We start from the raw sequence: 20646 nt of genomic DNA, 5'->3' as shown, positions 1-20646 counted from the left end.
AAGAACTGGCGTGGCAAACCGCTTGTCAGCTACCAGACCATTGTCCAACTGATTGCCGCAACCACGACCAAAGCCGGTCTCACAGTCAAGTCCGAGATCGACACCAATATCTACCCCGCCGGCATCAAGGTCAGCGATGCCGAGATGGATGCGATCAACATCAACCGTCATCAATTCCATGGCGATTGGAACTACACAATCAGCCCAATCATCCCACCACCGGTGCGATAATTTATCAACAGTGCCTAAAGCTGCCGGCAAGCTTTCGTCGTTGGGATCTGTGCTGGAGATGGAGCCCCTCGTGGACACGAGGCGAGCTTTGCTATTTGTGATTGTTTAGCAACGCCTAAGATTAATCCGGCATCCCTCTGCAGGTTGCGTATTTGTGCCAGTTGTCAAGCAAACAGTGGCGATGCAAGCTCGGCAGGTTTGGGGACTGCTTCGTTTTTACGTGGTATGTCATTTAAGCAGGGGGAGCCTGTAATGAAGATCAGTCGTACTGTTGTCTGCGGTTCTTTGTTCGTTGTCGCGGCGCCCAGCGCGTATGCTGCGGATGCGATCGTAGCTGCCGAGCCGGAGCCGCTTCAATATGTCCGGATCTGCGACGCCTTTGGACCTCGCTATTTCTATATCCCGGGCACCGAGACTTGTCTCAAACTCAGCGGCAAGGTGAGGACGCAGGGCGAATGGTATGATGCTTATGATCCTGATTCCCATTTCGGAACGCGTTGGCGTGATCGCGTCGAACTGGGCATTGATACGGCAACGGATACGGAATACGGCCCGCTGAAGACTAACACCATTCTGCGTTGGGAATCTCGCGAAGGCACGACCCAGGAGAAGCTCCTATTTGCCAACATCAGTTTGGGCGGGATCACGGTCGGCAAGCTCGATTCCCAGTTCATTTCCTTCACCGATTATGCCGGCAACGTTGCGAACGACGACGTTGTCTATGATGGTCCGTATGAGCTCAACCAGCTCACCTATAACTACGATGCCGGCAACGGCTTCACCGCTATGGTGTCGCTGGAGGATTCCAACTCTTCGGACAACGCCACATATTTTGGTGATGCCGATCCCGCTGCGACACACGATTGGGTGACGTCAAAGGCTGACCACTATGCGCCGGATGTTGTTGCTGGCGCCGGCTATAAGGGTCAGAACTGGGGCTTTAAGGTCGTCGGCGGCTATGACTCCATTGTCGAGGAAGGTGCGATCAAGGCGCGTTTCGATGCCGCCTTTGGAGACGTTAAGGCGTTCCTGATGGGCGGCTGGAATACCGATGGCGACAAGCTCAACAAATATGCCGGCACCAATCTTGCCAGCAGCGCCTGCCCGGTTGACCGCGCAGATTGCGGCTGGGGGGATTGGGCGCTGTGGACGGGCTTTACTGCACCGATTTCCGCCAAGCTTTCGTTCAATGCCCAAATTGCCTACACGGAGTCCAAAATCTTCGCCGGAACGGCGAACGTACAATGGCATCCAGTCGAGCATCTGCTCATCCAGCCCGAACTCTCGTACACGAATTGGGATGCGGCCGATAAGGATCAAGTGGCCGGTATCTTCCGCTTCGAACGGGAATTTTAGGCCGGAGGCAGAGTCGAGGCCAAAATCTGCTCTGGTCCGACCCGCGATTGTTGAATTGGCCACCGACGACCCTTTGCGATTTCGAATGCGTGGCTTTTGCGTTTGAGATCACGAGCTTTCTTCACCTCCTAGTTCGGGCCGTCGGATGAGGCGCTCGTGACCTTCTTCCGGCAGACAGCCTTGCCGGAGTAAAGCAGGAGCGAAGCAACACGTATCTCGTCGGCCGGGCCAGGGTTTGACCTCAGCCACCGAGGGCGACGGCTATTCCGACCAATACCAAGCCGAGACACGTCATCGTGATCCCCGCACGAAACGGCTTGGCATCTGAAAAGCCTGCCCATGCAAACCCGTCATGAAGAGCAGGATGATCAGAAACAGGTTGCTGGCTCTCAAGGCAAGGTTGGCATTGTCGATGAGAAGGAATGGGACGACCGCCGGAAAGGAGGTCGCCGACACCAAAAGGAAGACCGCGATTGCTGCAAGCAGGTCACCTTTGGACAGAGACAGCTTCACGGGATCTGCGCGCTTGGCGAGCGCCAGGAACGATCGATAGAGCGCGTCTGCATCCGCAGCCTTTGGAGAGAGCGACACATCTTCGATCGGAAACTCGCTCGCCAGGACTGCAAGCGCCTGGGATTCGCTCCGCGCCGCCTTGATTTGGCGAAACAGGCGCAAACGCCTGCTCTTGTAGAAGACAGTCCCCAGGATGAACAATATGGCATCAATGATGCCCCAGGCGACATTGCAGCCTATCGTCGCCACGATCAACTCGCGGACATTCAATCCCTCTTCCGCAAAAAGCAGCCTGGAACCCACCGTAAAGGTCAGCGCCATGATCAGCCCGAAAAGCACCTCGCCGAGTGCATCGCCCGGATCGGTGATGTCGGTGATACGATGAATGAGGTTCGATGCCATGGATCACTTCCTCGAACATCCCTCGCATTTTGCCGGATTGAATATGGCACGCCGGCATCGAGCTAGGAAGAAGAACTACGGCGTCTATGTCGAGGATGCCAGCCCGGCAAGTTAGGTGTCGGCAGAACGTCCGATCGAGGGGCGTGGAGTTCCCGAGCAATTCCATCCCGCTGTGGAGATCAGCTTTGTTTGCGGTACGAGCCGTTAGGGTCGGCTAGCGCCGATCCTATTCAACCGAAAGAACTCGGCCCGTTTGCCGATCAATCACGACTTTTATGTCGTCATCGTCACGGTCCACGCCGCGGATGATGAAGACATTTTCTCTTCGGGTGACGCTATCCACGTCCTGCACGCCTTCGCGCCGTGCTATGTGAACCGCTTGGCGCTCAGTAATACCCATGTCGCGAGGCGGCGGCTCAATGCCGGGATTAACATGCACACCACCAGGACCGATCTCAATGCTTTGTGAGAACGAGGGTGTTGCTGACAGGATGATTGCTGTTGCAATTGCCGCTATGGCAAAAACCTTGAACATGGCGCCGTCCGAGAAACTACATAGTGATGTACTTCCTTCGCTGTTTCAGGGGAAATAATCAAGGGCGCGATTGGGCCTTTGATGGAGCCGTCTACTGTTCGGAGCGTGACGTCAGTAACTGCAGTCATGGACGATGCTCGCAATTTCCTGCGCAAGACTATCCACTTCGCGAAATACGATCCAAATCGCGCAGCAAGTTGTATCCCGCTGGGCTAAATGTTGCGTTTTGTTAAGGCTGCCTGGTGTCAACTGCAATGTGCTCACTCTTTGTCTTTCTTTGATCGACGAAGCTGCGGGCTGCAATTGCCGCTCAAATGAATTGTGCGATTCTTCCAGATGAAAGTCCGATAGGATGTATGACGCCTCCTGTCCCCGCTGCCGCCAGGAGAATCCGTATGGTCAGCCCTTTTCTCTCGCACAAGCTCGACTGGCAAACGAACGGCTTGCTTGAGATCAGCGATCCAGTCGCTTCGCCCAGCGTGATTTCCGGCATGGCCGACTTTGGCCAACTGCGGGCGCTTGCGGAAGCGCATGAATTTGCGGAAACGATCATCGCCACGATCCCCGACATTCTCTTTGAGATGGATCGAAACGGGCGGTATCTGCAGGTCTGGACGAAGCATCCGGAATTGCTGGCTGCGACCAAACAACAACTGCTGGGCAAAACGGTAAACGACGTCCTCCCGCCCGAGGACGCGGCCGCCGCGCTGCGCGCTGTCCGCGAGGCAGACGAGAAGGGCGTCAGCGATTGCCACATCATTCGCATAGTTCAACAGGACGGAGAACCCCGATGGTTCGAACATCATGTTGCAAAGAAAGCGGGCAGTGAAACATCCGCTCCAACGTTTCTGGTTCTGTCGCGGGATGTGACCGAACGGAAACTCGGAGAGCATATTCTTGACGAGGCGCGAACACGCCTCCTCACGGTGCTCCAGACCATACCCGACATGGTATGGATGAAGGATATGGAGGGCGCCTATCTTCTTTGCAATCATGCCTTTGAGCGTCTGATCGGCAGGCCGGCGTCCGAAATTGTCGGCAAAACGGATTTTGATCTATTTGATGCCGACGTTGCACGCCTTCTCCGCGAAAGGGAGCTGGCGGCGATCCGTGCCGGTGGCGTCGTCATCAATGAGAAATGGGTGACACACCACGACAGCGGACAACGCATTCTTCTGGAAACACGGAAGGTTCCAATCATTGGCGCCGGGGGGAAGACGACGGGTGTTCTTGGCGTGGCCCGCGACATTACCGAGTTGAATGCCTCCCGCGAAAAAATTCACCGAATGGCCTTCTACGATTCGCTGACGGACCTGCCCAACCGGGAACTCTTCTATGAGCGGCTGCGGCAAGCCATGGCAGGTGTCGAGGCCCACCACCAAGTGGTCGGCGTCATGATGATGGACATTGACCATTTCAAAGCTGTCAACGACACGATGGGACATCCCGTCGGCGACGAACTGCTCTGTCAGGCGGCCAGACGCTTCCAGGCAAGCGTGCGCAGCGCCGATACGGTGGCACGTCTCAGCGGCGACGAATTCGCCATCCTTCTGCCGGACATCCGGAAAACGAATGAATTGGCCGACATCGCCACCAGGATGCTCAAGACCTTCGACGAACCCTTCGTGCTGGACGGCAGGGAAGTCTTCGTCTCATGCAGCATCGGCATCGCGCTTTATCCCGACCACAGCACCGATGCAAACGATCTCGTCAAATATGCCGATTCCGCAATGTATTTGGCAAAGCGTCTTGGGCGGGGAGGCTTCCAATTCTATTCGAGGCAACTGACGGCGGACGCACAGCACCGCCTGATGCTGGAATCGGAATTGCGCCGGGCCATCGAGCGCTGCGAACTGGAAGTGTATTACCAGCCCAAGGTGCTCGTCGAAAACGGTATGATCGTCGGCTCGGAGGCTCTTCTGCGATGGCATCACGGAAAGATGGGCATGGTTCCACCAGTTCAGTTCATTCCGATTGCCGAGGATACCGGATTGATCGCGGATTTGGGGCGATGGGTATTTCGCGAAGCCTGTCGAACCGCGGCAGAATTGAACGCCGACAGCCCAGCGTCTCACAAAGTGGCAATCAATGTCTCATCCAGGCAGTTCCAGCGATCTGATCTCTTGGAGATGGTAACCGAGAGTCTTAACGAAACCGGCTGCCGCCCCGAATGGATCGAAATTGAAATCACGGAAAGCCTTCTGCTCGATCAGCAATACGAAACATTGGCCACTCTTTGCGCCCTTCGGACGAAGGGAATCTCCATTGCCATCGATGATTTCGGTACCGGCTATTCGGCGCTGAATTACCTAGCTCGCTTTCCTATCGACACCCTGAAAATCGATCGATCATTCATCAGCAGTGACGACAAGCGCAGCGCGGAACTTGTGAAGGCTATTCTCTCGATCGCTCGCTGCCTTGGGCAAGGCGTGGTGGCGGAAGGTGTCGAGACCGCCGAACAGGCGGCGTTCCTGAGGGCGAACGGATGCGACGCGGCACAAGGGTTCTTTTACAGCAAGCCCTTGCCAAAAGCCGAATTCGTAAAGCTGCCGCAGTTTTTGAGCGCTTGATCGGGATTGTGGTGGATGAACGCCGCTCGCTCGGAAGGGCAGGCGTTTCTGGTCTGCCGTCGTCTGCCGTCGGAGCTTTGAAGATCACAGAAATGGTAAGTAATGGCTAACTCTTGATGCCGATGACCAAAAAGATCAAGAGTAACAATCTTTCGCCACTGATCCAGAGCTTGGCCGCAAATCAAAACAGTAGGGCACACGATGCGAGTTATCGACAGGCCCGCAACGATCCGACAGGTCGAGTGGAGCCATCTGTCAGCTAAAGAAACTGAACTCTCTCGGTGATTGCGTCGGCAATTTCGCCGGGGCTGAAGTCTCGAGCATCCAGGTACCCATCGGCCCCTGGAATGCCGTCGATATCGCCACGGTCCAGCAGAATATACATGACGCGATCTTGCTGTCGTTGCGCCGCGATTTGGCGGATAGTGCTCCATTCCATGCCGCACCATGTCTTGGACTGATGATCGGAGCCGACAAATAGGACAATCAGCTTGGAGCGGTTCTGATAAATGTCCTGCAGCAGGAGGTCGGCTGCTGGCCTCGCCAGTTGTCCCTGGTAATTGTGGTCGTAAAAATAGGAATGAGGACCGATGTGCTTTTCAAGCTGAGCGGCAACTTTTGCGACAAAGCTCGTTGCTTCCTGAGGAAACGACAAGCCGACGTCAAAGCGATGAGAGTTTATGTTCACCGCGCGGCCCACAGGGTTCGTCCAGGAGGGGAGTGTGAGCCCCAAGAGCTGCAGCTCTTTGGGTAAGTTTACGTCCTTCACCGTCCAATGCGTGCGGTTCATTTCCCAATCGCCAAGGCCGAGGATAAAATGTTTATCCACCATGTCGTGCCAAGTGAGAAACTTTGGAAGGGGCTGGATCTCATAGTCGACGTGAACGCGCCTTTCCCGAACGGCGATGTCGCGGATAACGCCGAATTGCGGCGAACGCTCACGGAAGGTCTCATGCGCAAATATGGTCGGCAATCGCATGAGCTGCAGCCGTGAGGCTTCCGTTGTTACGTCAAATTTGTCGGCTATCGTTTGTTCTGTGTATTCAAATATGCTGACGCAACGACTCAGATCGATGTCCAATGGCGTTCCGTCCCACGGTTGTTCTCTTCCGGAGACGATCAAATTATACATGCCGTCCTCCCATCATTTGACCCTGGACTGCACTGTTATTCCTGTGAAAAATAAACCGAAGGTGCCAGAAAGTCACGAGCTTATGAACGCTGAGATTGAATGTTCAGCGACGCTCGCCGTAGTTGGCGGTCGCCCCTTGTTATCGCGTCGTTTTTCGTTAACACCATGCGACGGGGGATGAGCATCCACTGGTTTAAAGGTTTGGAATGGCGACCATGCAAGCATTTGGCAGACCTTCCCCGAAGCCTGCGCAGCAGGAAGTGGTCAGGCTAGCCGCACTTGAAGAGCTCGACCTGCTTGAGACACCCCGGGATGAAGGTTTCGAACGGCTCGTCCGACTAATCAAGGAGATTTTTGCCGTCGAGATCGGCATCGTTTCGTTAATCGACGCCCATCGCCAATGGTATAAAGCCTGTTCGGGCATGGGCGTTGACGAAGTTCCGAGGCAGGACACATTTTGCCGGTTCGTTCTCGACGATGAAGCGCCAATTATCGTTCAAGACGCCACGAAGGATTCCCGCTTCGCTCAAAATTCGGCAGTAACAGGCGAGGCTCACATCAGGTTTTATGCCGGTGTTCCATTGGTAACGCGGCAAGGGCATATCGTCGGAACGGTTTGCGCGATCGACCGCAGGCCGAGATCCTTCGACGAGCGGGATCTTTCGATCCTCAAAGAACTGGCCGGGGCAGCGATGGATCGCATCGAGCTTGTCCAACACGCCACCACCGATAGCCTCACCGGCGCTCTCACGCGACGAGCCTTCAAGGAAGAAGCCGACCGCCTGATCGCGCTTGCGGTCCGACATCGGCAAGATCTCTCTTGTCTGGTTCTCGATATCGATCATTTCAAAGCGGTGAATGACACTTTCGGGCACGCCTGTGGTGACCAGGTGCTCCAGCGCGTTGCCTCCGCCTGCCAATCTGAAATCAGACGCGGCGATCCGTTCGGCCGGCTTGGCGGCGAAGAATTTGCCGTCCTGCTTCCTTCCGTTGATAGCGACACGGCGTTGGCCGCCGCACAGCGGCTGAGGGCCGCTATATCCTCGCAGTCAGTCATGACGAGCAGCAGGCCGGTCAATGCCACCGCGAGCATCGGCGTGTCATCGCTTTCAGCCGCGGGCGAGAACATCGAGACGCTGCTGGCGCAGGCCGATGCGGCAATGTACAGGGCCAAGCAGACAGGCCGTAACCGCTGCATTGCCTGGCATGCCTTGGGAGTCGATGGTTCGACGCCCCGCAGACGGGTGCTGAAGGCCGGATCGATCATCTTCGATAACCGACGCTCGGTCATCGAATGCACCATTAAAACACTTGGCGAGGAAGGCGCAGGCCTTACGGTCTCGAACTCCATCGACATACCCACGGAGTTCATCCTGGCCATCAGGGGGGACGCCTTCGAAATCAATTGCCGCGTCATCGCCCGCGACAGGCAGCACCTTGAATTAAGCTTCGGCTAGTACTGTTCAGAGCTTCACGGAATCGCTGAACTGCTCTATCTCTTTGTTTTCACGCAATTACAGACGGAGAGCGGCTCACGCACTTTTCCTGGAATTGCTCTAGCGTCGCTATTGCAACCGAAGCCTATCAAACTCTGCCGCGATCATGCGGACTCCCGAAGCATCAGATCGCCGGACAACAGGAAGCGACCCGTAGCGCTGAAGTTCTCTCTGTCCGAATCGGCCTCACCAAGCATGACGAGAAGCATGTTCACGGCGCGGCCGCCGATCTCGCTGACATTTTGAGCGACCGTGGTTATCGGCGGGCAGGCGTATCGCGACAAGGGATGGTCGTCGTGGCCGGCTATTCTGAGGTTTGCGTTACCCCCATGGCCAACCTTCAGCCCTAATTTGTAGGCGGCCGCGATCGCGCCGAATGCGATACGATCGTTGGCGCAGAGGATGGTCTTAGTGGGCAGGCCGCTTGGACTTCCTGCAAGACGCATGGTTTCCTCGAAGCCAAACCGTTCGAAGTCCCATGTGCGGACCTTCGGCACTGGCAGCACATGTGGCGTCATTCCGAACTGAGCCATTGCATCCAGATACGCATTCTCGCGTGTCCTTGCGTTGGTATTGACGTCCGGCATGCCGAGATAGCTTGGGGGCTCTCCGGAACGGCATAGGTAGTCGACGATAAGCCGGAAGCTCTGCGCATTATCGGTTCCAACGAATGCGGATGTGTCGTCCAACGGCGAGTCCACATAAACAAGGGGAACGCTCTGCCCATACTCGGCCAGAGTTTGCCGGTGAGACTCCACTCCCAGCGGCGCAATAATAGCGCCTGCCACATTCAACGATTTGAGGGTGCGGATCGCCCTGTCCTCGAGATCGGACTGGCCATCCGTCGACAAGACAAGCGGGAAGAAGCCCGCTTCCGTCGCCAGCGCCTCGATCCGCCGCGTCAGCGCCATGTAGAAGGGGTCGATCGAACTCGGAATGATTATGCCAACGATATTCGTGCGTCGGCGATTGAGATTGACCGCGAAAAGGTTCGGCCGGAAGCCGGACTTTTTCAGCGCGACCTCAATGGTTTCCCGCGTCTTCTTTCGAACGGAGCTCGGATCGTTGAAATACTTGGATACGGTAGGACGGGATAGACCGACAAACTCTGAAAAGTCCTCCATCGTTTTGATCGGTTTCGGCACGACCCATGTCTCCTGACGTTGCCACAGAGTCTCTATCCGACTCTCTTCTGATGGAAAAGAGAGTTCCCCCCGATCGGGAGAAACTGAGAGTCAATCCGCCACGAACTGCACCTTCATCGTGCGTGATCCGCCGCCTTTCTCGAAGAAGGGCAGGATCTCCGATAAGGGAAGCCGATGCGATATCAGCCGCGCCATGGCGCCGGTGTCGCTTTGAGGCAGCGAAAGAGCCTCTGGCCTTTTTCATCTCGCGCTCGACCTGCTTCTGGGCATTGTCGAGTGCAGCATCGACACTTTGCTGACCGGCGAGAGCCGAKGCGATCTGCTGACCGACGAGCGTGCCGATGCCCTGGAATTCAGGGATCGCAACGAACTGGACGCCGGTGTAGGGAACCGGATCCTTGGTCGGGTGCGCGGGATCGGCGGAAAGGATGGCCTTAACCACGGTACTCGCGAACGGAGCTGCCTTCTGATATTCAGGCAGCTCATAGGTCGACTTGCGGGTGCCGGGCGGAACCGCAAGCCAGCCCTCCTTTTCGCCCACCATCTTCACATACTGTTTGGAGGTGGCCCATTTGATGAGGGATTTCGCGGCTTCTTCTTTCGTGGAAGACGTCGGGATAGCGAGGTTCCACGACCACGACCAGCTTTATCCGTTCGGCGTCACGTTGACCGGAGCGCGCGTGAACGCAATCTTGTCCGGCACTTGGCTCTGCTTGGGGTCGTAGACGCGGCCGGCTGCGAAGTCGCGTCGATCCACATCGCGCAATGGCCAGTCGAGAACAGAGCCTGGTTCTCGTTGAAGCCGTTCGAGGTCACGCCGGGAGGGCCGTCCTTCTTCCTAAGGTCGACGTACTCGGCGATTGCCTTCTTCCATGGCTCGGAGTTGATCTGGGGCTTCCAGTCCATATCGAACCAACGGCCGCCATAGGTATTGATCATGGTTCCGAGGAATGCCATGTTCTCGCGCCAACCCGGCTTGCCGCGTAAGCAAAGACCGTACTGCTCCTTCGACTTGTCGGTGAGCTTGTCCGCGAATTCCTTGATCTGATCGTAGGTTGGCTGATCGGGCATCTTGAGCCCCGCAGCGTCGAACAGATCCTTGCGGTAGAGGGTAAACGAGCTTTCGGTGTAGAACGGAATGGCGTAGAGCTTACCGTCAACGGTCAGACCGGATTTGATCGGCGCAAGCAGATCGCCATAGTCGTAGTCGTCGCCAAGGTCGTCGATCGACTGAAGCAAGCCCTTCCTGCCCCAGATCGGCGCCTCATAGCCGCCGATCGTCATGATGTCGTATTGGCCGCCCTTGGTTGCGATATCCGTGGTCAGCCTCTGCCGCCGTTGTTGACGGTAGCGATTGTTAACTCTTCGGCTTGGGCAAGGCCCGCAGCCAAAACGCATTCGGCGACGGACGATAGCAATGCTCTCAGAAAATTCCCCATTGCCTTGCTCCTACGTTTACGAGCGTAATCGTACAAACTTACGTGCGTAAACAATAAATCCATCAATTATGGCCTGCTTGTCAACAAAAAGACTTTATCGGAAACCGGCTGGACTCCGCGGTATCAACGTAACGATTTGAAATATTGTAGCGAAATTTTATAAAGCACCGTTGCTGCCAGAATTTGCAGCAAAATCCGTGCGCTCAATAAGTTTTCGCGCGTCAAATTTGTATTTGACACGGCTACTTACGCCGATTATCCAGACTCAATAGTATGGAGGACGAACATGGCTAAGCCTGCCGGAAGACTAGCCCCTGAAAATCTAGGGCCAACGATCACCGTCGGTGAAATCCTCGTGGAACTCATGGCAACCACGACAGGCTTTGGTTTCAAAGAAGCGCAGACCCTGTATGGGCCGTTTCCGAGCGGAGCGCCTGCGATCTTCATCGATCAAGTCGCCCGCCTGGGCGGCGCGGCAGGAATTATCGCAAGCGTTGGCAATGACGATTTCGGAGCCTTGAACGTCGAACGACTTCAAAACGACGGAGTCGATACGTCCGCAATTTMGAAATCGACGGATCGTCCGACAGGCAGTGCCTTCGTCCGCTATCGAGACGACGGATCGCGAGACTTCATTTTCAACATCATGCATTCGGCCGCAGGCTCGATCGAGCTGAGCGCTCAGGCAAAGGCGCTCATCGCCCGAGCCGGTCATGTTCACGTCATGGGATCAGCTTTTGCGATACCCGGAGCGGGCCTTGCGATCCGGACTGCAATTGAGGCCGTGCGTGAAAGAGGCGGATCGGTCTCATTCGATCCGAATGTCAGGAAAGAGCTCCTCGGAAGTGGGAACCTTCGGCAACAGTTCGAATACATGCTTCAAAATGCCGATCTGCTTCTTCCGTCGGGAGAGGAACTTTTCGTTGCCGCCGGGACTGAGGACGAGGCCACCGCAGTAACACACCTGCATGATCTCGGCATCGATGAGCTTGTTCTCAAGCGTGGCAAAGATGGCGCGACCTACTTCGGCGCCACAGGCGCGCGATATGATTTCCATGGCTTTGTCGTTGAGGAAGTCGATCCTACCGGGGCAGGTGACGCTTTCGGAGCAACCTATCTCACATCGCGGCGTCAGGGACTTGGGCCAGAAGTCTCACTCGAGCGGGCGGCGGCGGCTGGAGCCCGCAATGTAACCCTGCAGGGACCGATGACGGGTCTTCCGAACACTACCGAACTCGACACATTCATTGCGTCTACTCCACGGAGAACAAAATGAGCGCTTTTCTTCGAAACCTCGCCGCGGCTCGACATGCAGGGCAACCGGTTGGAATAACCTCCGTATGTTCGGCTCACCCGTGGGTACTCGATGCAACCATGTCTCTGGCTCGCAAAAACCCGGGGCCGGTGCTCATCGAGGCGACCTGCAATCAAGTCAACCAATATGGTGGATACACCGGCAAAACTCCCGCCGCCTTCGCAAAAGAGGTCCTCGAATTGGCAAGGGCCAGGGGTGTCCCGACATCGGACCTCATCCTCGGCGGTGACCATTTGGGACCGAACCCGTGGCGCAAGGAGACTTCTGCAGTCGCTATGGCGAAGGCCGAGGAAATGGTCGCGGCCTACGTGAAGGCTGGCTTTACAAAAATACACCTCGATGCCTCCATGCTATGCGGCGACGATCCCAAGGTACTCGGTGACGCCATAGTCGCCGAGAGGGCAGCAAAACTTGCCACGGTCGCCGAGCGTGCTGCGAAGGAGATCGGAGCGCGACCGCTTTACGTTCTCGGAACCGAAGTCCCCGTGCCAGGCGGTGCGAACCACGCCCTTGATATCGTGGAGCCAACGACGGCTTCGGACGCGCAGGCAACGATAGACATCCACCGCGAGATTTTCACGCGCAATGGCCTTTCCGAGGCGTTCGATCGCTGCATCGCATTTGTCGTCCAGCCTGGGGTCGAATTCGGCAATGAAAACGTTGTGCCCTACAAGCCCGAACTGGCCCAGGAACTCACCAAGGTTCTCGACAAGGAAGACAAGCTAAATTTCGAGGCTCACTCGACGGATTATCAAACCGAAGCATCGTTGGCCGCTTTGGTTCGAGACGGCTTCCCGATTCTGAAGGTCGGACCAGGCCTCACATTCGCGCTGCGGGAAGGCCTGTTTGCCCTCGATTTGGTCGCGACAGAATTGAACCGTGGGTACTCAAGACGCCTCGCCTCCACGATGGAGCGGCTCATGCTGGAGAACAAAGGCGACTGGCAGGGTCACTATCATGGTAGCAACACCGAAATCGCTTTGCAGCTCCTCTATAGCTATAGCGACCGCATCCGCTACTATTGGGGTCTGCCGGCGGCGGCAGACGCAGTCCGAGAATTGGAAGACACGCTGCGGGGTCGCGCCATCCCGGAGACGCTGGCAAGTCAGTTCCTTGGACGCATTGCCGACAAGATTCGCCCAGGCGATGACGTTCCGACCATCGTAAAGCTTTATATCTCCGATGTGCTCGACACGTACGGCCGCGCGTGTCGCTCCATAACTTGATTTTCGCCCGGCAGCTTCCTCTCCAAGCCCCTGACATGGCTGGATCACGGCGAAGCGCATTGCCGGCGCAATTCCCGACTGCATGTGCAAACAGACGGTCCTGACAACTATCGACGCCATCGAGCTTGACCTGATCATCGTTGGACGACAAAGTTCTAATAGACCTGAGACGCCTCGAACCGCCCGGCTTCAGGAGAACATGCAACGAGGATTGTCAAAGTCGATTCAATGGATAGCGACATCAGCCGACTATTTGAACTATTCGAGACCGCCGTTGTTCTTGTAGCTGCCTACGATGAATTTGACCGGTTGCGCTACGCGAACAAGGCGTTTCGGGCGGCCTTTTTCATCGAACCGGATGGGACGCCTTTCTGGCCAGATCTGATGCGGCGGAATTTCAATGCTAAACGCGGCACCGTCATCCACGCTACAGACTTTGACGAATGGCTGATCTCCACTCAATCCCGACGCGGCAAGGTCGGCTTCAGAGCCTTTGAGACGGATCTCGTTGACGGACGTTGGCTTTGGATGACCGAGATGGTCCAAAAGGATGGGTGGATGCTGTGCGTCGCCAGCGATGTGACGGCTTTGAAGGCAAAGTCGCGCGCCGTCCGGCAGGACCGGGATCTAGCGATAAAGGCCTCCTATACCGACGAACTGACCGGTATCGCCAATCGCCGCTTCGTCACCGCCCGGGTCGAAGACATGTTGCGGCAGCGACAGGACGCTGAGCCATCGTTCGGCTGCCTCTGCGTCCTCGATATCGACCGCTTCAAGAGCATCAACGATCAATTCGGCCATCAGACCGGCGACCTGGTGCTCAAAGACTTCGCAAAGCGGGTTCATAGCCTGGTCCGGCGCACTGACTGCTTCGGACGCATAGGCGGGGAGGAGTTCGTGCTCACGCTCCCAGCCACACCCATCGGTCAGGCGCACTTGATCGTTGAACGGATGCTCGTTTCCGTTCGCAAAGCCAGGCCACTGCAGGAGCATCCAGACTTTCAATATACATTTTCGGCAGGCCTAGCGTGCGCCCAGCCGGGTGACACAGCCCTCAGCCTTTATGCCCGCGCCGACCGGGCACTCTATATGGCAAAACTTGCCGGCCGCGATCGGATTCACGCGGAAGATTCATCTGACGATCGATCCGCCAATGCGGTATGAGGCTAGCCTTGTCCGACAGCGCCCTTTGACGCAATCGAGAGCATTCACCAGTTGCCGGGGTCTGCGGTATGATCGATGCTGGCAAATTCTTCTGCCTTCGCCCGATCCAGGATTATGCTTGTGGTGGACTTTGACTCATCCACTACGGAAAAGCGAAGGGGTGGCGGTCGTTTCGTCAGCTCCTGGTACAGGAGCAGAGCGGCCTCTTCGGCGGTATCGGCTTCGATTTCGGTTGTGACGATAACGTTGAACTTTCGCATCTCAGTTCCCTTATCTGTGCACCGCCGATCTTAGCATCACTTCGGAAGACCGTCGCCTGCCGCCGAAGCAACGACCGATTTCACGTCAGGGGAATCCGCTTGATCATACCTTCTTTGACGATGAGATCTGGGGGCCTCTGCGCGCTGCGATCTTATGCCATCTCAGCGAAGCCAAAAGTGGCCCGCAAGCGCGTATCCTTCGGGCTTTCCCCAAAGACGCTGCGATAGGTCGCAGAAAATCTTCCCGCGTGAAAGAAACCCCATCTGGTGCAGATGTCGCGAAGACTTTGCTGATTCAAGGGATCTCGTAGCTGGTCGTGAACGGCCTTCAGCCTGATCGTGCGCAGGTAAGCGCCCGGTGACGTTCCCCTGAAAGCCTTGAAGCCCGTTTGCAGGGCGCGGATTGAAATCCMGACGTCATCCGCCACCATCGACATGGTGAAAGGCTCGGCAATATTGGCGTGCATATAGTCGATGGCGCGCCGCACATGCCAAGGCGCGACCGTCGACGTCTTCTTTTTTTCGAAATGTCCGGAAAGCCGATGCTGGCCAAATCGAATCACAAGGTCCGCGAGCGTCTCACTCATCGTCGACACGGCAATCGGCGAGGATAGAAGCGGGCCGCCATTGCGCATGCCCTGCATGATCGTTTGCGCCAGGTTGCCAATAAGCCGGCCCGATGGTGTTGCGAGGTCGATGACGGGCTCGAGGTCAAGCGATTCGAGGGTCGGCGTTTCCAGAAGCGAAAAAAGCGTTCGCTTCACCACTTTCCAATCGAGGAAAAGAGCGTCCGAGCAGTGAGGGTAGCCTTGGACAAGACGATTGCCAGCCTCATGGTTGTTGGCCATGAGAATGCGACCCGGTCCGCCCTCGACCGTCCTCTTATCGATGGTCAACCGAAAGGATCCCGCGTAGGGAATGTAAAACGCAAGATGCTGCGGGGTTTCATTGAGCGTTCGAATTTCCCAGGAGCTCTGATAGGTTGAATGAATTGCCGTAAGCGTCCCGCTTGTTCGCAAATCCGCTGCCCAGCCAAAGGATCGATCATTGCTCAGCGGCTTTGCGCCAAAAACACCATAGCCCGTCGTAAAGGCTTGCACCATCGACTCGAAATCATTGCCTTCATGTGTCGGTGCGAAGCCGTAATCGGGCTCTCGAGCGCGTGCCGGATTCTGAGATGTCAACCATGCCATGCAGTTCGGCTCTCCCTCATTTCCACAACCCCGTTGCCTACTCGCCCTCTCCTATCCTGCACCTGGACTCGGTCCCCTAGTCTCCGCTAAATGCCGCCACCTCGGCTCGCTTGACCGGTCTCGATAAGCTGAGCACGACGTACAAATTGAGGATCAATCCTTGGTCTGATAGGCTAGTTTCACACCTATAGTGTAAATCAAAATGATCCGAAAATGAAGTACGTTCCCCTAGACCATGTCGCCGCTCATTTTTTGCGGGATTCTCAACCTGCCCGAGTGGCGTCCCGCAATGAGCGAGACCTATTACGGCTGATCTGGAAATCCCCGGGGATCGAGCGCTCCGACCTGACCGAGCCGCTCGACCTTACGCAGCAATCGTTGCACAGGATCGTCGAGCGGCTTCGCGATCGAGGCATGATTGTTTTTTCTGCATCGGAAACCCGGCGCCCCGGACCGCCCAGCCCGGAACTCACGCTGTGCAGGGACTGGTGTTTGACGCTCGGCATCTCGGTGAATGTMGGTTCGATCGGCCTCTGCCTCATGGGTTTTGGTGAGCCTTTGKAAAACATGGAAATTCCGCAGGAGGGATCGTCGCTCGCCGCGGAGATGGAACGGATCGAAGCAGCCGTCGAAGAACTTCTTGCCCGCCGGGGCGCTCAGCGGCGCGACATTCTCGGCGTCGGTCTGGCCGTCGCCGGCCACCGCATGCTGGATACGGCCTTCAACTGCCCACTGCCGCTCGCTCATTGGTCATTGATCGATCTGGCGCCCGTGCTTGGAGAACAGCTCGGCCTACCGGTCTGGGCAGACAATGTGTCCAGAATCGCCGCCTTAGCGGAAGCGATTTTCGGTGTCGGCCGCGATTTCGCCGATTTCGCCTACATTGCCCATCTTCACGGATATGGCGGCGGCCTCGTTTCCGGAGGGATGCCGTTTCGCGGCAGTTTCGGCAATGCCGGCGAATATTCCGTTCTCTTCGGGCGTCAGGATTACGACGATCGCCCAGCTCTCAGTCAATTGCTTCAACATCTCCATGCCAACGGGCGCTCGGACTTGACGCTGAAGGACCTGAAAAACGAAGCCCTTGTGGATTGGGACGGCGTCGCGGAGTGGGTCGACCGCGTCGCGCCCGCGCATAATCGCGCCATCAATGCGATTTGTGCCGTCTTCGACCCGGCATTGATCGTCCTCGGCGGCGAGCTTCCGCATTCCCTGGCAAGAATGCTTATCGAACGAACCGAATTCAACAATCTGCCTCGCCATGGCGTATTGCGCGACGTCCCGAGCCTTGCCGTCGCGCAAGTAGCCGACGCCCCCGGCGCAATCGGCGCGGCTTTGATACCGCTATTTGAGACCGTTCTGTGATGATGCGGCCGGCTTCGTTGGACTAAGATGACCGGCGGGTGATCAGTGGCATCGTCTAGGTTACCATGCACCGACTCCAGTCTCGATGACGGGAGTCCCGCATTCCCGACCAAGGTTGTTCCGGAACTCCCGGCCCTCGCATGGGAGCCCCCGCTTCAGCACATGCAGTAGATCGCCCGTTGCCGGGTTAAACCAGTGCAAACCTCCTCGCGTCAAAAACGCGAGATTAATATCCACTGAGACATGTGCCGTTTCAGGCCGCGGCTGCGCAGAACCGCGGCATTAAAACCATGGAACAAGCGAAGTTTTTCGCCACGCGGTGGGTTGGCTTCAATGATGCGAGCGAAGGAGCACCATCGCCGGGCCGGCCAGAGCCGCGGCCGCGATCACCAGTKAAATCCCCACCTTCAGTGCCTTTATCCGGCGCGTCCTGACGCCGCTCCAATCATACGCCAAGTCATCCCCCCAAGTGCTGCTCCAGCGTAACTAGACCTAGCGGCCTCCTGCCGCACGGCAAGGGGATGAAAATAGCAATCCCCTAAAGAACTGTAGCCGAATGAAGAGGCCCTGCCTCGTGGCAGTGAGGCAGGGCCAAGGCACCGTTTACGGCTCATGCTGCGCGAACAATCTACCGGGTGGGCGTTTGGTTCGCGCAGGGTTTGCTACCACCGCAAGATGAGGTMAAACTGAAGGCACGTTGCGGCAATCAGTATCCGCGCTGGATGTTGTGCAGGAGTCGCTATCCGGGCATGATCGTTGCGTCCGCGCCGATGAAGGAATTTGTCCCGATTGAGCGACGCCCGACGAAAACACCGGCAACGGTCATAAACGCTGGTGAGGATGTAAACATAGAAATGGATGCTGATTTGTTCTGAAAATAGTACCGGGAGGAGGGCCCAATGACGACTATCCATCAGATGCAGTACCGCGAACGGCTGCGATCCGCAAAGGAGGCGGTCGCTCTGATCCCAACGGGCGCGAAGGTCGCGATGCCGATAGCGGCCGGTCAGCCACCCGCCATTCTTGCAGCACTTGCCGAACGGGCGCGGGCGGGAGCCGTCGAGAATGTGCGGCTCCACTATCTTCTTTGTACTGGCGTTGCGGGAACCAGCGTCTTCGATTTCGACCTATGCCACCGGATCATTCCGATAAGTTATTTTCATGGAGGCGTAGAGCGTGCGCTCGACAAGAGGCGATCGGCGGAAGCATTGCCGGCCATCGACCTTGTGCCCTGCCATTTTAGCCAGGTGCCGCGCTCGCTGGTCGAGCATGTCGGGGTCGATACGTTGATTGCAACGGTCGCGCCGATGGATGCGGATGGCAATTTCAGCCTCGGCGCCAGTACCGACTATGCGCTCACCGTATCGCGCAAGCCAGGAATTCGGCTGATCCTCGAAGTCAACGCCAAGATGCCCTACGTGCGGGGCGATTGCATGATCCCCGTATCGAGCGTGACGGCGCTGGTCGAAAATGACGTCAGCCTGCCAATCCTGCCGGCTGCTCCGAGTAATGATGTCGACGATGCCATCGGTGCGATCGTTGCAGGCCTGGTTGAAGACGGCGATTGCCTGCAAATGGGTATCGGCGCCTTGCCGGATGCGGTGTGCTCGCGGCTTTCGCACCATCGCAACCTGGGTATCCATACGGAAATGATGACGGTCGGCCTCGCCAATCTGGTCAAGGCAGGCGTGGTCGACAATAGCCGCAAGCAGACGCATGTCGGGCGGTCGATCTTCACTTTCGCGCTGGGAGATCAATCGCTTTACGACTTCCTGGACAACAATCCGGAAATTGAAGCCCATCCGGTCGACTATGTGAACAACCCCTTTGTCATTTCCCAGAACGACCGGGCGGTGTCGGTCAACGCGACGCTGCAGATCGATTTGAACGGGGCGTGCAATTCTGAATTCATGAACGGCAGGCAGTTCAGCGCATCCGGCGGCCAGGTCGATTTCGTGCGTGGCGCCTATGCTTCGCGGGGAGGGCGGTCGATCATCGCCTGTCATTCCACAGCGGCAAAGGGCACGCTCTCGCGCATCGTTCCGGCGCTGACCGGGCCGGTGACCACATCCCGCAACGACACCCATATCGTCGTCACGGAATATGGATGGATGAACCTCAAGGGCAAGTCTGTGGCCGAGCGAGCAAAAGCGCTGATTGCGCTGGCACACCCGGATTTTCGCGACGAATTAGACCGGGCAGCCCATGGGACAGGGCTTTATGCTGACACTGCTTGAATTCACGAACTTCACATAGCCAGCGTCGAGATGAGGAGGCCGTCGGCGCCTTTGTCATCACTGAGCAGTTCGAGGCAGCTATATTTTATTGTAAGTAGAGGCTTACGACATATCGAAAGCGCAATGATATGGTTCCAAGCTGCGCATTGACTATTGCTTTGATTATTGAGGATTTAGATGAAGCATTTTTTGAACCTCCTGGCATCCCTTCTAGGGCTGTTTGCGGTGACCGGGTTCGGCATTGTTATCAGCGCTCCGATCGCCTTTGCCGGTCAGAACGATTGTGCCGGCCGTGCCGCCGACATCATCCGCCAGGCCTATCCCACGGCGACAGCCGGTTCCGATGGTACCTTTGTGTTTGAAGATGCGACTATCACGCTGCCAGCGCCTGATAGCGTTCGCGATGATCCGCATGCCGTGATCTGTCGGATCTGGCCAGCGCAGCCGGAGCTGATGCTGGTCGCCGTGGCGCTGATGACAGAGCTGTCCGATACTGAAAACGAAGGGGATATAGAACTGCTGATGGTCGACAGTACCAGCCTCAAGGTGAAGCAGCGATTGCGTCTTGAAGGGTTGGTTTCAGACGACGCCGTTCGGGTCACAAGCGTCGCCTTTGATACGGCACGCTATCAACTTGCTCCGGGAAAAATGGCTTTCGGACTGCGTATTGCGCTGGAAGGCAGTTCGCGTCCCAATCCTTTCGGTGAAACGACGTTGTGGCTCTTCGCAATCGATAATGATCGGCTGAAGACAGTTCTCGACAACATCGCGGTCGGCAGGAGCGAGGGAGAATGGGATACCATGTGCGCAGGGGAGTTTCATGAAACCATCCGCACGCTCTCGATGGAATCGTCAGCAAATACTGCGGTTTCAGACATCCTTGTGAGCGAAAAAGTCACGACAACCGTCAACAAGGCCGGCAAGGCCGATGAGTGCAACACCGATGAGAAGGTCACGACCCGTAAACGCCGAGTGCTGTACGAGGGGTCGCAGTATAACGTTCCCAAGGATCTCAAGCGGTTTTGACGCGCGTGCCACTTCGGCGTTCGTGCCGGACGAACTTGTTC

General features: G+C 56.7%; 15 protein-coding genes and 2 pseudogenes. 10 read left to right on the top strand and 7 right to left on the bottom strand.

What is annotated here, in order from left to right:
* Positions 1–231, top strand: a 231-nt coding sequence (locus QD357_RS19995) for an ISAzo13-like element transposase-related protein (RefSeq protein ID WP_414124880.1), incomplete at its 5' end; no start/stop codon positions are given.
* 252 nt (positions 232–483) lie between these two features.
* On the top strand, positions 484–1587 hold the full coding sequence (locus tag QD357_RS19990) for a porin (RefSeq protein WP_183938978.1): 1104 nt from the start codon (positions 484–486) through the stop codon (positions 1585–1587).
* A 241-nt stretch (positions 1588–1828) separates the two neighbouring features.
* Here the strand turns inward: QD357_RS19990 and QD357_RS19985 are convergent.
* Positions 1829–2502: pseudogene (locus QD357_RS19985) on the bottom strand (VIT family protein).
* Positions 2503–2728: 226 nt separating this feature from the next.
* Positions 2729–3037 (bottom strand): PepSY domain-containing protein, encoded by a 309-nt coding sequence (locus tag QD357_RS19980; protein ID WP_183938717.1) that lies wholly within the window; start codon positions 3035–3037, stop codon positions 2729–2731.
* A 314-nt stretch (positions 3038–3351) separates the two neighbouring features.
* Between QD357_RS19980 and QD357_RS19975 the strand changes: the two genes are divergently transcribed.
* A complete protein-coding gene (locus tag QD357_RS19975) occupies positions 3352–5607 on the top strand; it encodes a bifunctional diguanylate cyclase/phosphodiesterase (RefSeq protein ID WP_183938718.1) in 2256 nt (751 codons plus the stop codon).
* A 259-nt stretch (positions 5608–5866) separates the two neighbouring features.
* Here the strand turns inward: QD357_RS19975 and QD357_RS19970 are convergent, their stop codons facing one another.
* Positions 5867–6739, bottom strand: coding sequence for a TIR domain-containing protein (locus QD357_RS19970; protein ID WP_183938719.1), 873 nt, complete (start codon positions 6737–6739; stop codon positions 5867–5869).
* A 206-nt stretch (positions 6740–6945) separates the two neighbouring features.
* Here QD357_RS19970 and QD357_RS19965 point away from each other — a divergent pair, with 206 nt between their 5' ends.
* On the top strand, positions 6946–8196 hold the full coding sequence (locus QD357_RS19965) for a diguanylate cyclase (RefSeq protein ID WP_414124879.1): 1251 nt from the start codon (positions 6946–6948) through the stop codon (positions 8194–8196).
* A gap of 143 nt (positions 8197–8339) precedes the next feature.
* Here the strand turns inward: QD357_RS19965 and QD357_RS19960 are convergent, their stop codons facing one another.
* Positions 8340–9359, bottom strand: a complete 1020-nt coding sequence (locus QD357_RS19960; protein ID WP_183938980.1) for a LacI family DNA-binding transcriptional regulator — start codon at positions 9357–9359, stop codon at positions 8340–8342.
* 253 nt (positions 9360–9612) lie between these two features.
* Positions 9613–10819, bottom strand: a pseudogene (locus QD357_RS19955) (ABC transporter substrate-binding protein); the annotation flags it as partial.
* Positions 10820–11105: 286 nt separating this feature from the next.
* Between QD357_RS19955 and QD357_RS19950 the strand changes: the two are divergent.
* The 3 genes from QD357_RS19950 (at position 11106) to QD357_RS19940 (ending at position 14524) form a co-directional block, all read left to right on the top strand.
* Positions 11106–12095: a sugar kinase gene (locus QD357_RS19950; RefSeq protein ID WP_414124878.1), complete on the top strand. Its 990-nt coding sequence runs from the start codon at positions 11106–11108 to the stop codon at positions 12093–12095.
* Positions 12092–13360 (top strand): class II D-tagatose-bisphosphate aldolase non-catalytic subunit, encoded by a 1269-nt coding sequence (locus QD357_RS19945; RefSeq protein ID WP_414124877.1) that lies wholly within the window; start codon positions 12092–12094, stop codon positions 13358–13360. The genes QD357_RS19950 and QD357_RS19945 overlap by 4 nt, the downstream gene beginning before the upstream one ends.
* 228 nt (positions 13361–13588) lie before the next feature.
* The gene (locus QD357_RS19940; protein ID WP_183938723.1) at positions 13589–14524 is read left to right on the top strand and encodes a sensor domain-containing diguanylate cyclase; all 936 of its coding nucleotides are present in this window, start codon (positions 13589–13591) and stop codon (positions 14522–14524) included.
* Between the two features lie 44 nt (positions 14525–14568).
* Here QD357_RS19940 and QD357_RS19935 read toward each other — a convergent pair whose 3' ends face one another.
* Both QD357_RS19935 and QD357_RS19930 read right to left on the bottom strand, forming a co-directional pair.
* Positions 14569–14784: a hypothetical protein gene (locus tag QD357_RS19935; protein WP_183938724.1), complete on the bottom strand. Its 216-nt coding sequence runs from the start codon at positions 14782–14784 to the stop codon at positions 14569–14571.
* Between the two features lie 152 nt (positions 14785–14936).
* Positions 14937–15977, bottom strand: a complete 1041-nt coding sequence (locus QD357_RS19930) for an AraC family transcriptional regulator (protein ID WP_414124876.1) — start codon at positions 15975–15977, stop codon at positions 14937–14939.
* A gap of 213 nt (positions 15978–16190) precedes the next feature.
* Between QD357_RS19930 and QD357_RS19925 the strand changes: the two genes are divergently transcribed.
* The 3 genes from QD357_RS19925 to QD357_RS19915 all read left to right on the top strand — a co-directional run bounded on the left by QD357_RS19925 (position 16191) and on the right by QD357_RS19915 (position 20605).
* Positions 16191–17342, top strand: a complete 1152-nt coding sequence (locus QD357_RS19925; RefSeq protein ID WP_414124875.1) for an ROK family transcriptional regulator — start codon at positions 16191–16193, stop codon at positions 17340–17342.
* 899 nt (positions 17343–18241) lie between these two features.
* Positions 18242–19579, top strand: coding sequence for an acetyl-CoA hydrolase/transferase family protein (locus QD357_RS19920; RefSeq protein WP_414124874.1), 1338 nt, complete (start codon positions 18242–18244; stop codon positions 19577–19579).
* 177 nt (positions 19580–19756) lie between these two features.
* Positions 19757–20605 (top strand): hypothetical protein, encoded by an 849-nt coding sequence (locus tag QD357_RS19915; RefSeq protein WP_414124873.1) that lies wholly within the window; start codon positions 19757–19759, stop codon positions 20603–20605.
* The last annotated feature ends 41 nt before the right edge of the window (positions 20606–20646 follow it).

It is taken from the genome of Rhizobium sp. BR 317, assembly GCF_047445835.1.
GTDB lineage: Bacteria > Pseudomonadota > Alphaproteobacteria > Rhizobiales > Rhizobiaceae > Rhizobium > Rhizobium paranaense.
The sequence above is the reverse complement of the archived record's forward strand: the minus strand, read 5'-3'. Positions and strand labels throughout refer to the sequence as shown.

Excerpts from the sequence above, each read along its gene's own strand:
- QD357_RS19990 (WP_183938978.1), top strand. The coding sequence starts at position 484 with ATGAAGATCAGTCGTACTGTTGTCTGCGGTTCTTTGTTCGTTGTCGCG.
- QD357_RS19980 (WP_183938717.1), bottom strand. The coding sequence starts at position 3,037 with ATGTTCAAGGTTTTTGCCATAGCGGCAATTGCAACAGCAATCATCCTG.
- QD357_RS19975 (WP_183938718.1), top strand. The coding sequence starts at position 3,352 with ATGAATTGTGCGATTCTTCCAGATGAAAGTCCGATAGGATGTATGACG.
- QD357_RS19970 (WP_183938719.1), bottom strand. The coding sequence starts at position 6,739 with ATGTATAATTTGATCGTCTCCGGAAGAGAACAACCGTGGGACGGAACG.
- QD357_RS19965 (WP_414124879.1), top strand. The coding sequence starts at position 6,946 with ATGGCGACCATGCAAGCATTTGGCAGACCTTCCCCGAAGCCTGCGCAG.
- QD357_RS19960 (WP_183938980.1), bottom strand. The coding sequence starts at position 9,359 with ATGGAGGACTTTTCAGAGTTTGTCGGTCTATCCCGTCCTACCGTATCC.
- QD357_RS19945 (WP_414124877.1), top strand. The coding sequence starts at position 12,092 with ATGAGCGCTTTTCTTCGAAACCTCGCCGCGGCTCGACATGCAGGGCAA.
- QD357_RS19940 (WP_183938723.1), top strand. The coding sequence starts at position 13,589 with ATGGATAGCGACATCAGCCGACTATTTGAACTATTCGAGACCGCCGTT.
- QD357_RS19935 (WP_183938724.1), bottom strand. The coding sequence starts at position 14,784 with ATGCGAAAGTTCAACGTTATCGTCACAACCGAAATCGAAGCCGATACC.
- QD357_RS19920 (WP_414124874.1), top strand. The coding sequence starts at position 18,242 with ATGACGACTATCCATCAGATGCAGTACCGCGAACGGCTGCGATCCGCA.
- QD357_RS19915 (WP_414124873.1), top strand. The coding sequence starts at position 19,757 with ATGAAGCATTTTTTGAACCTCCTGGCATCCCTTCTAGGGCTGTTTGCG.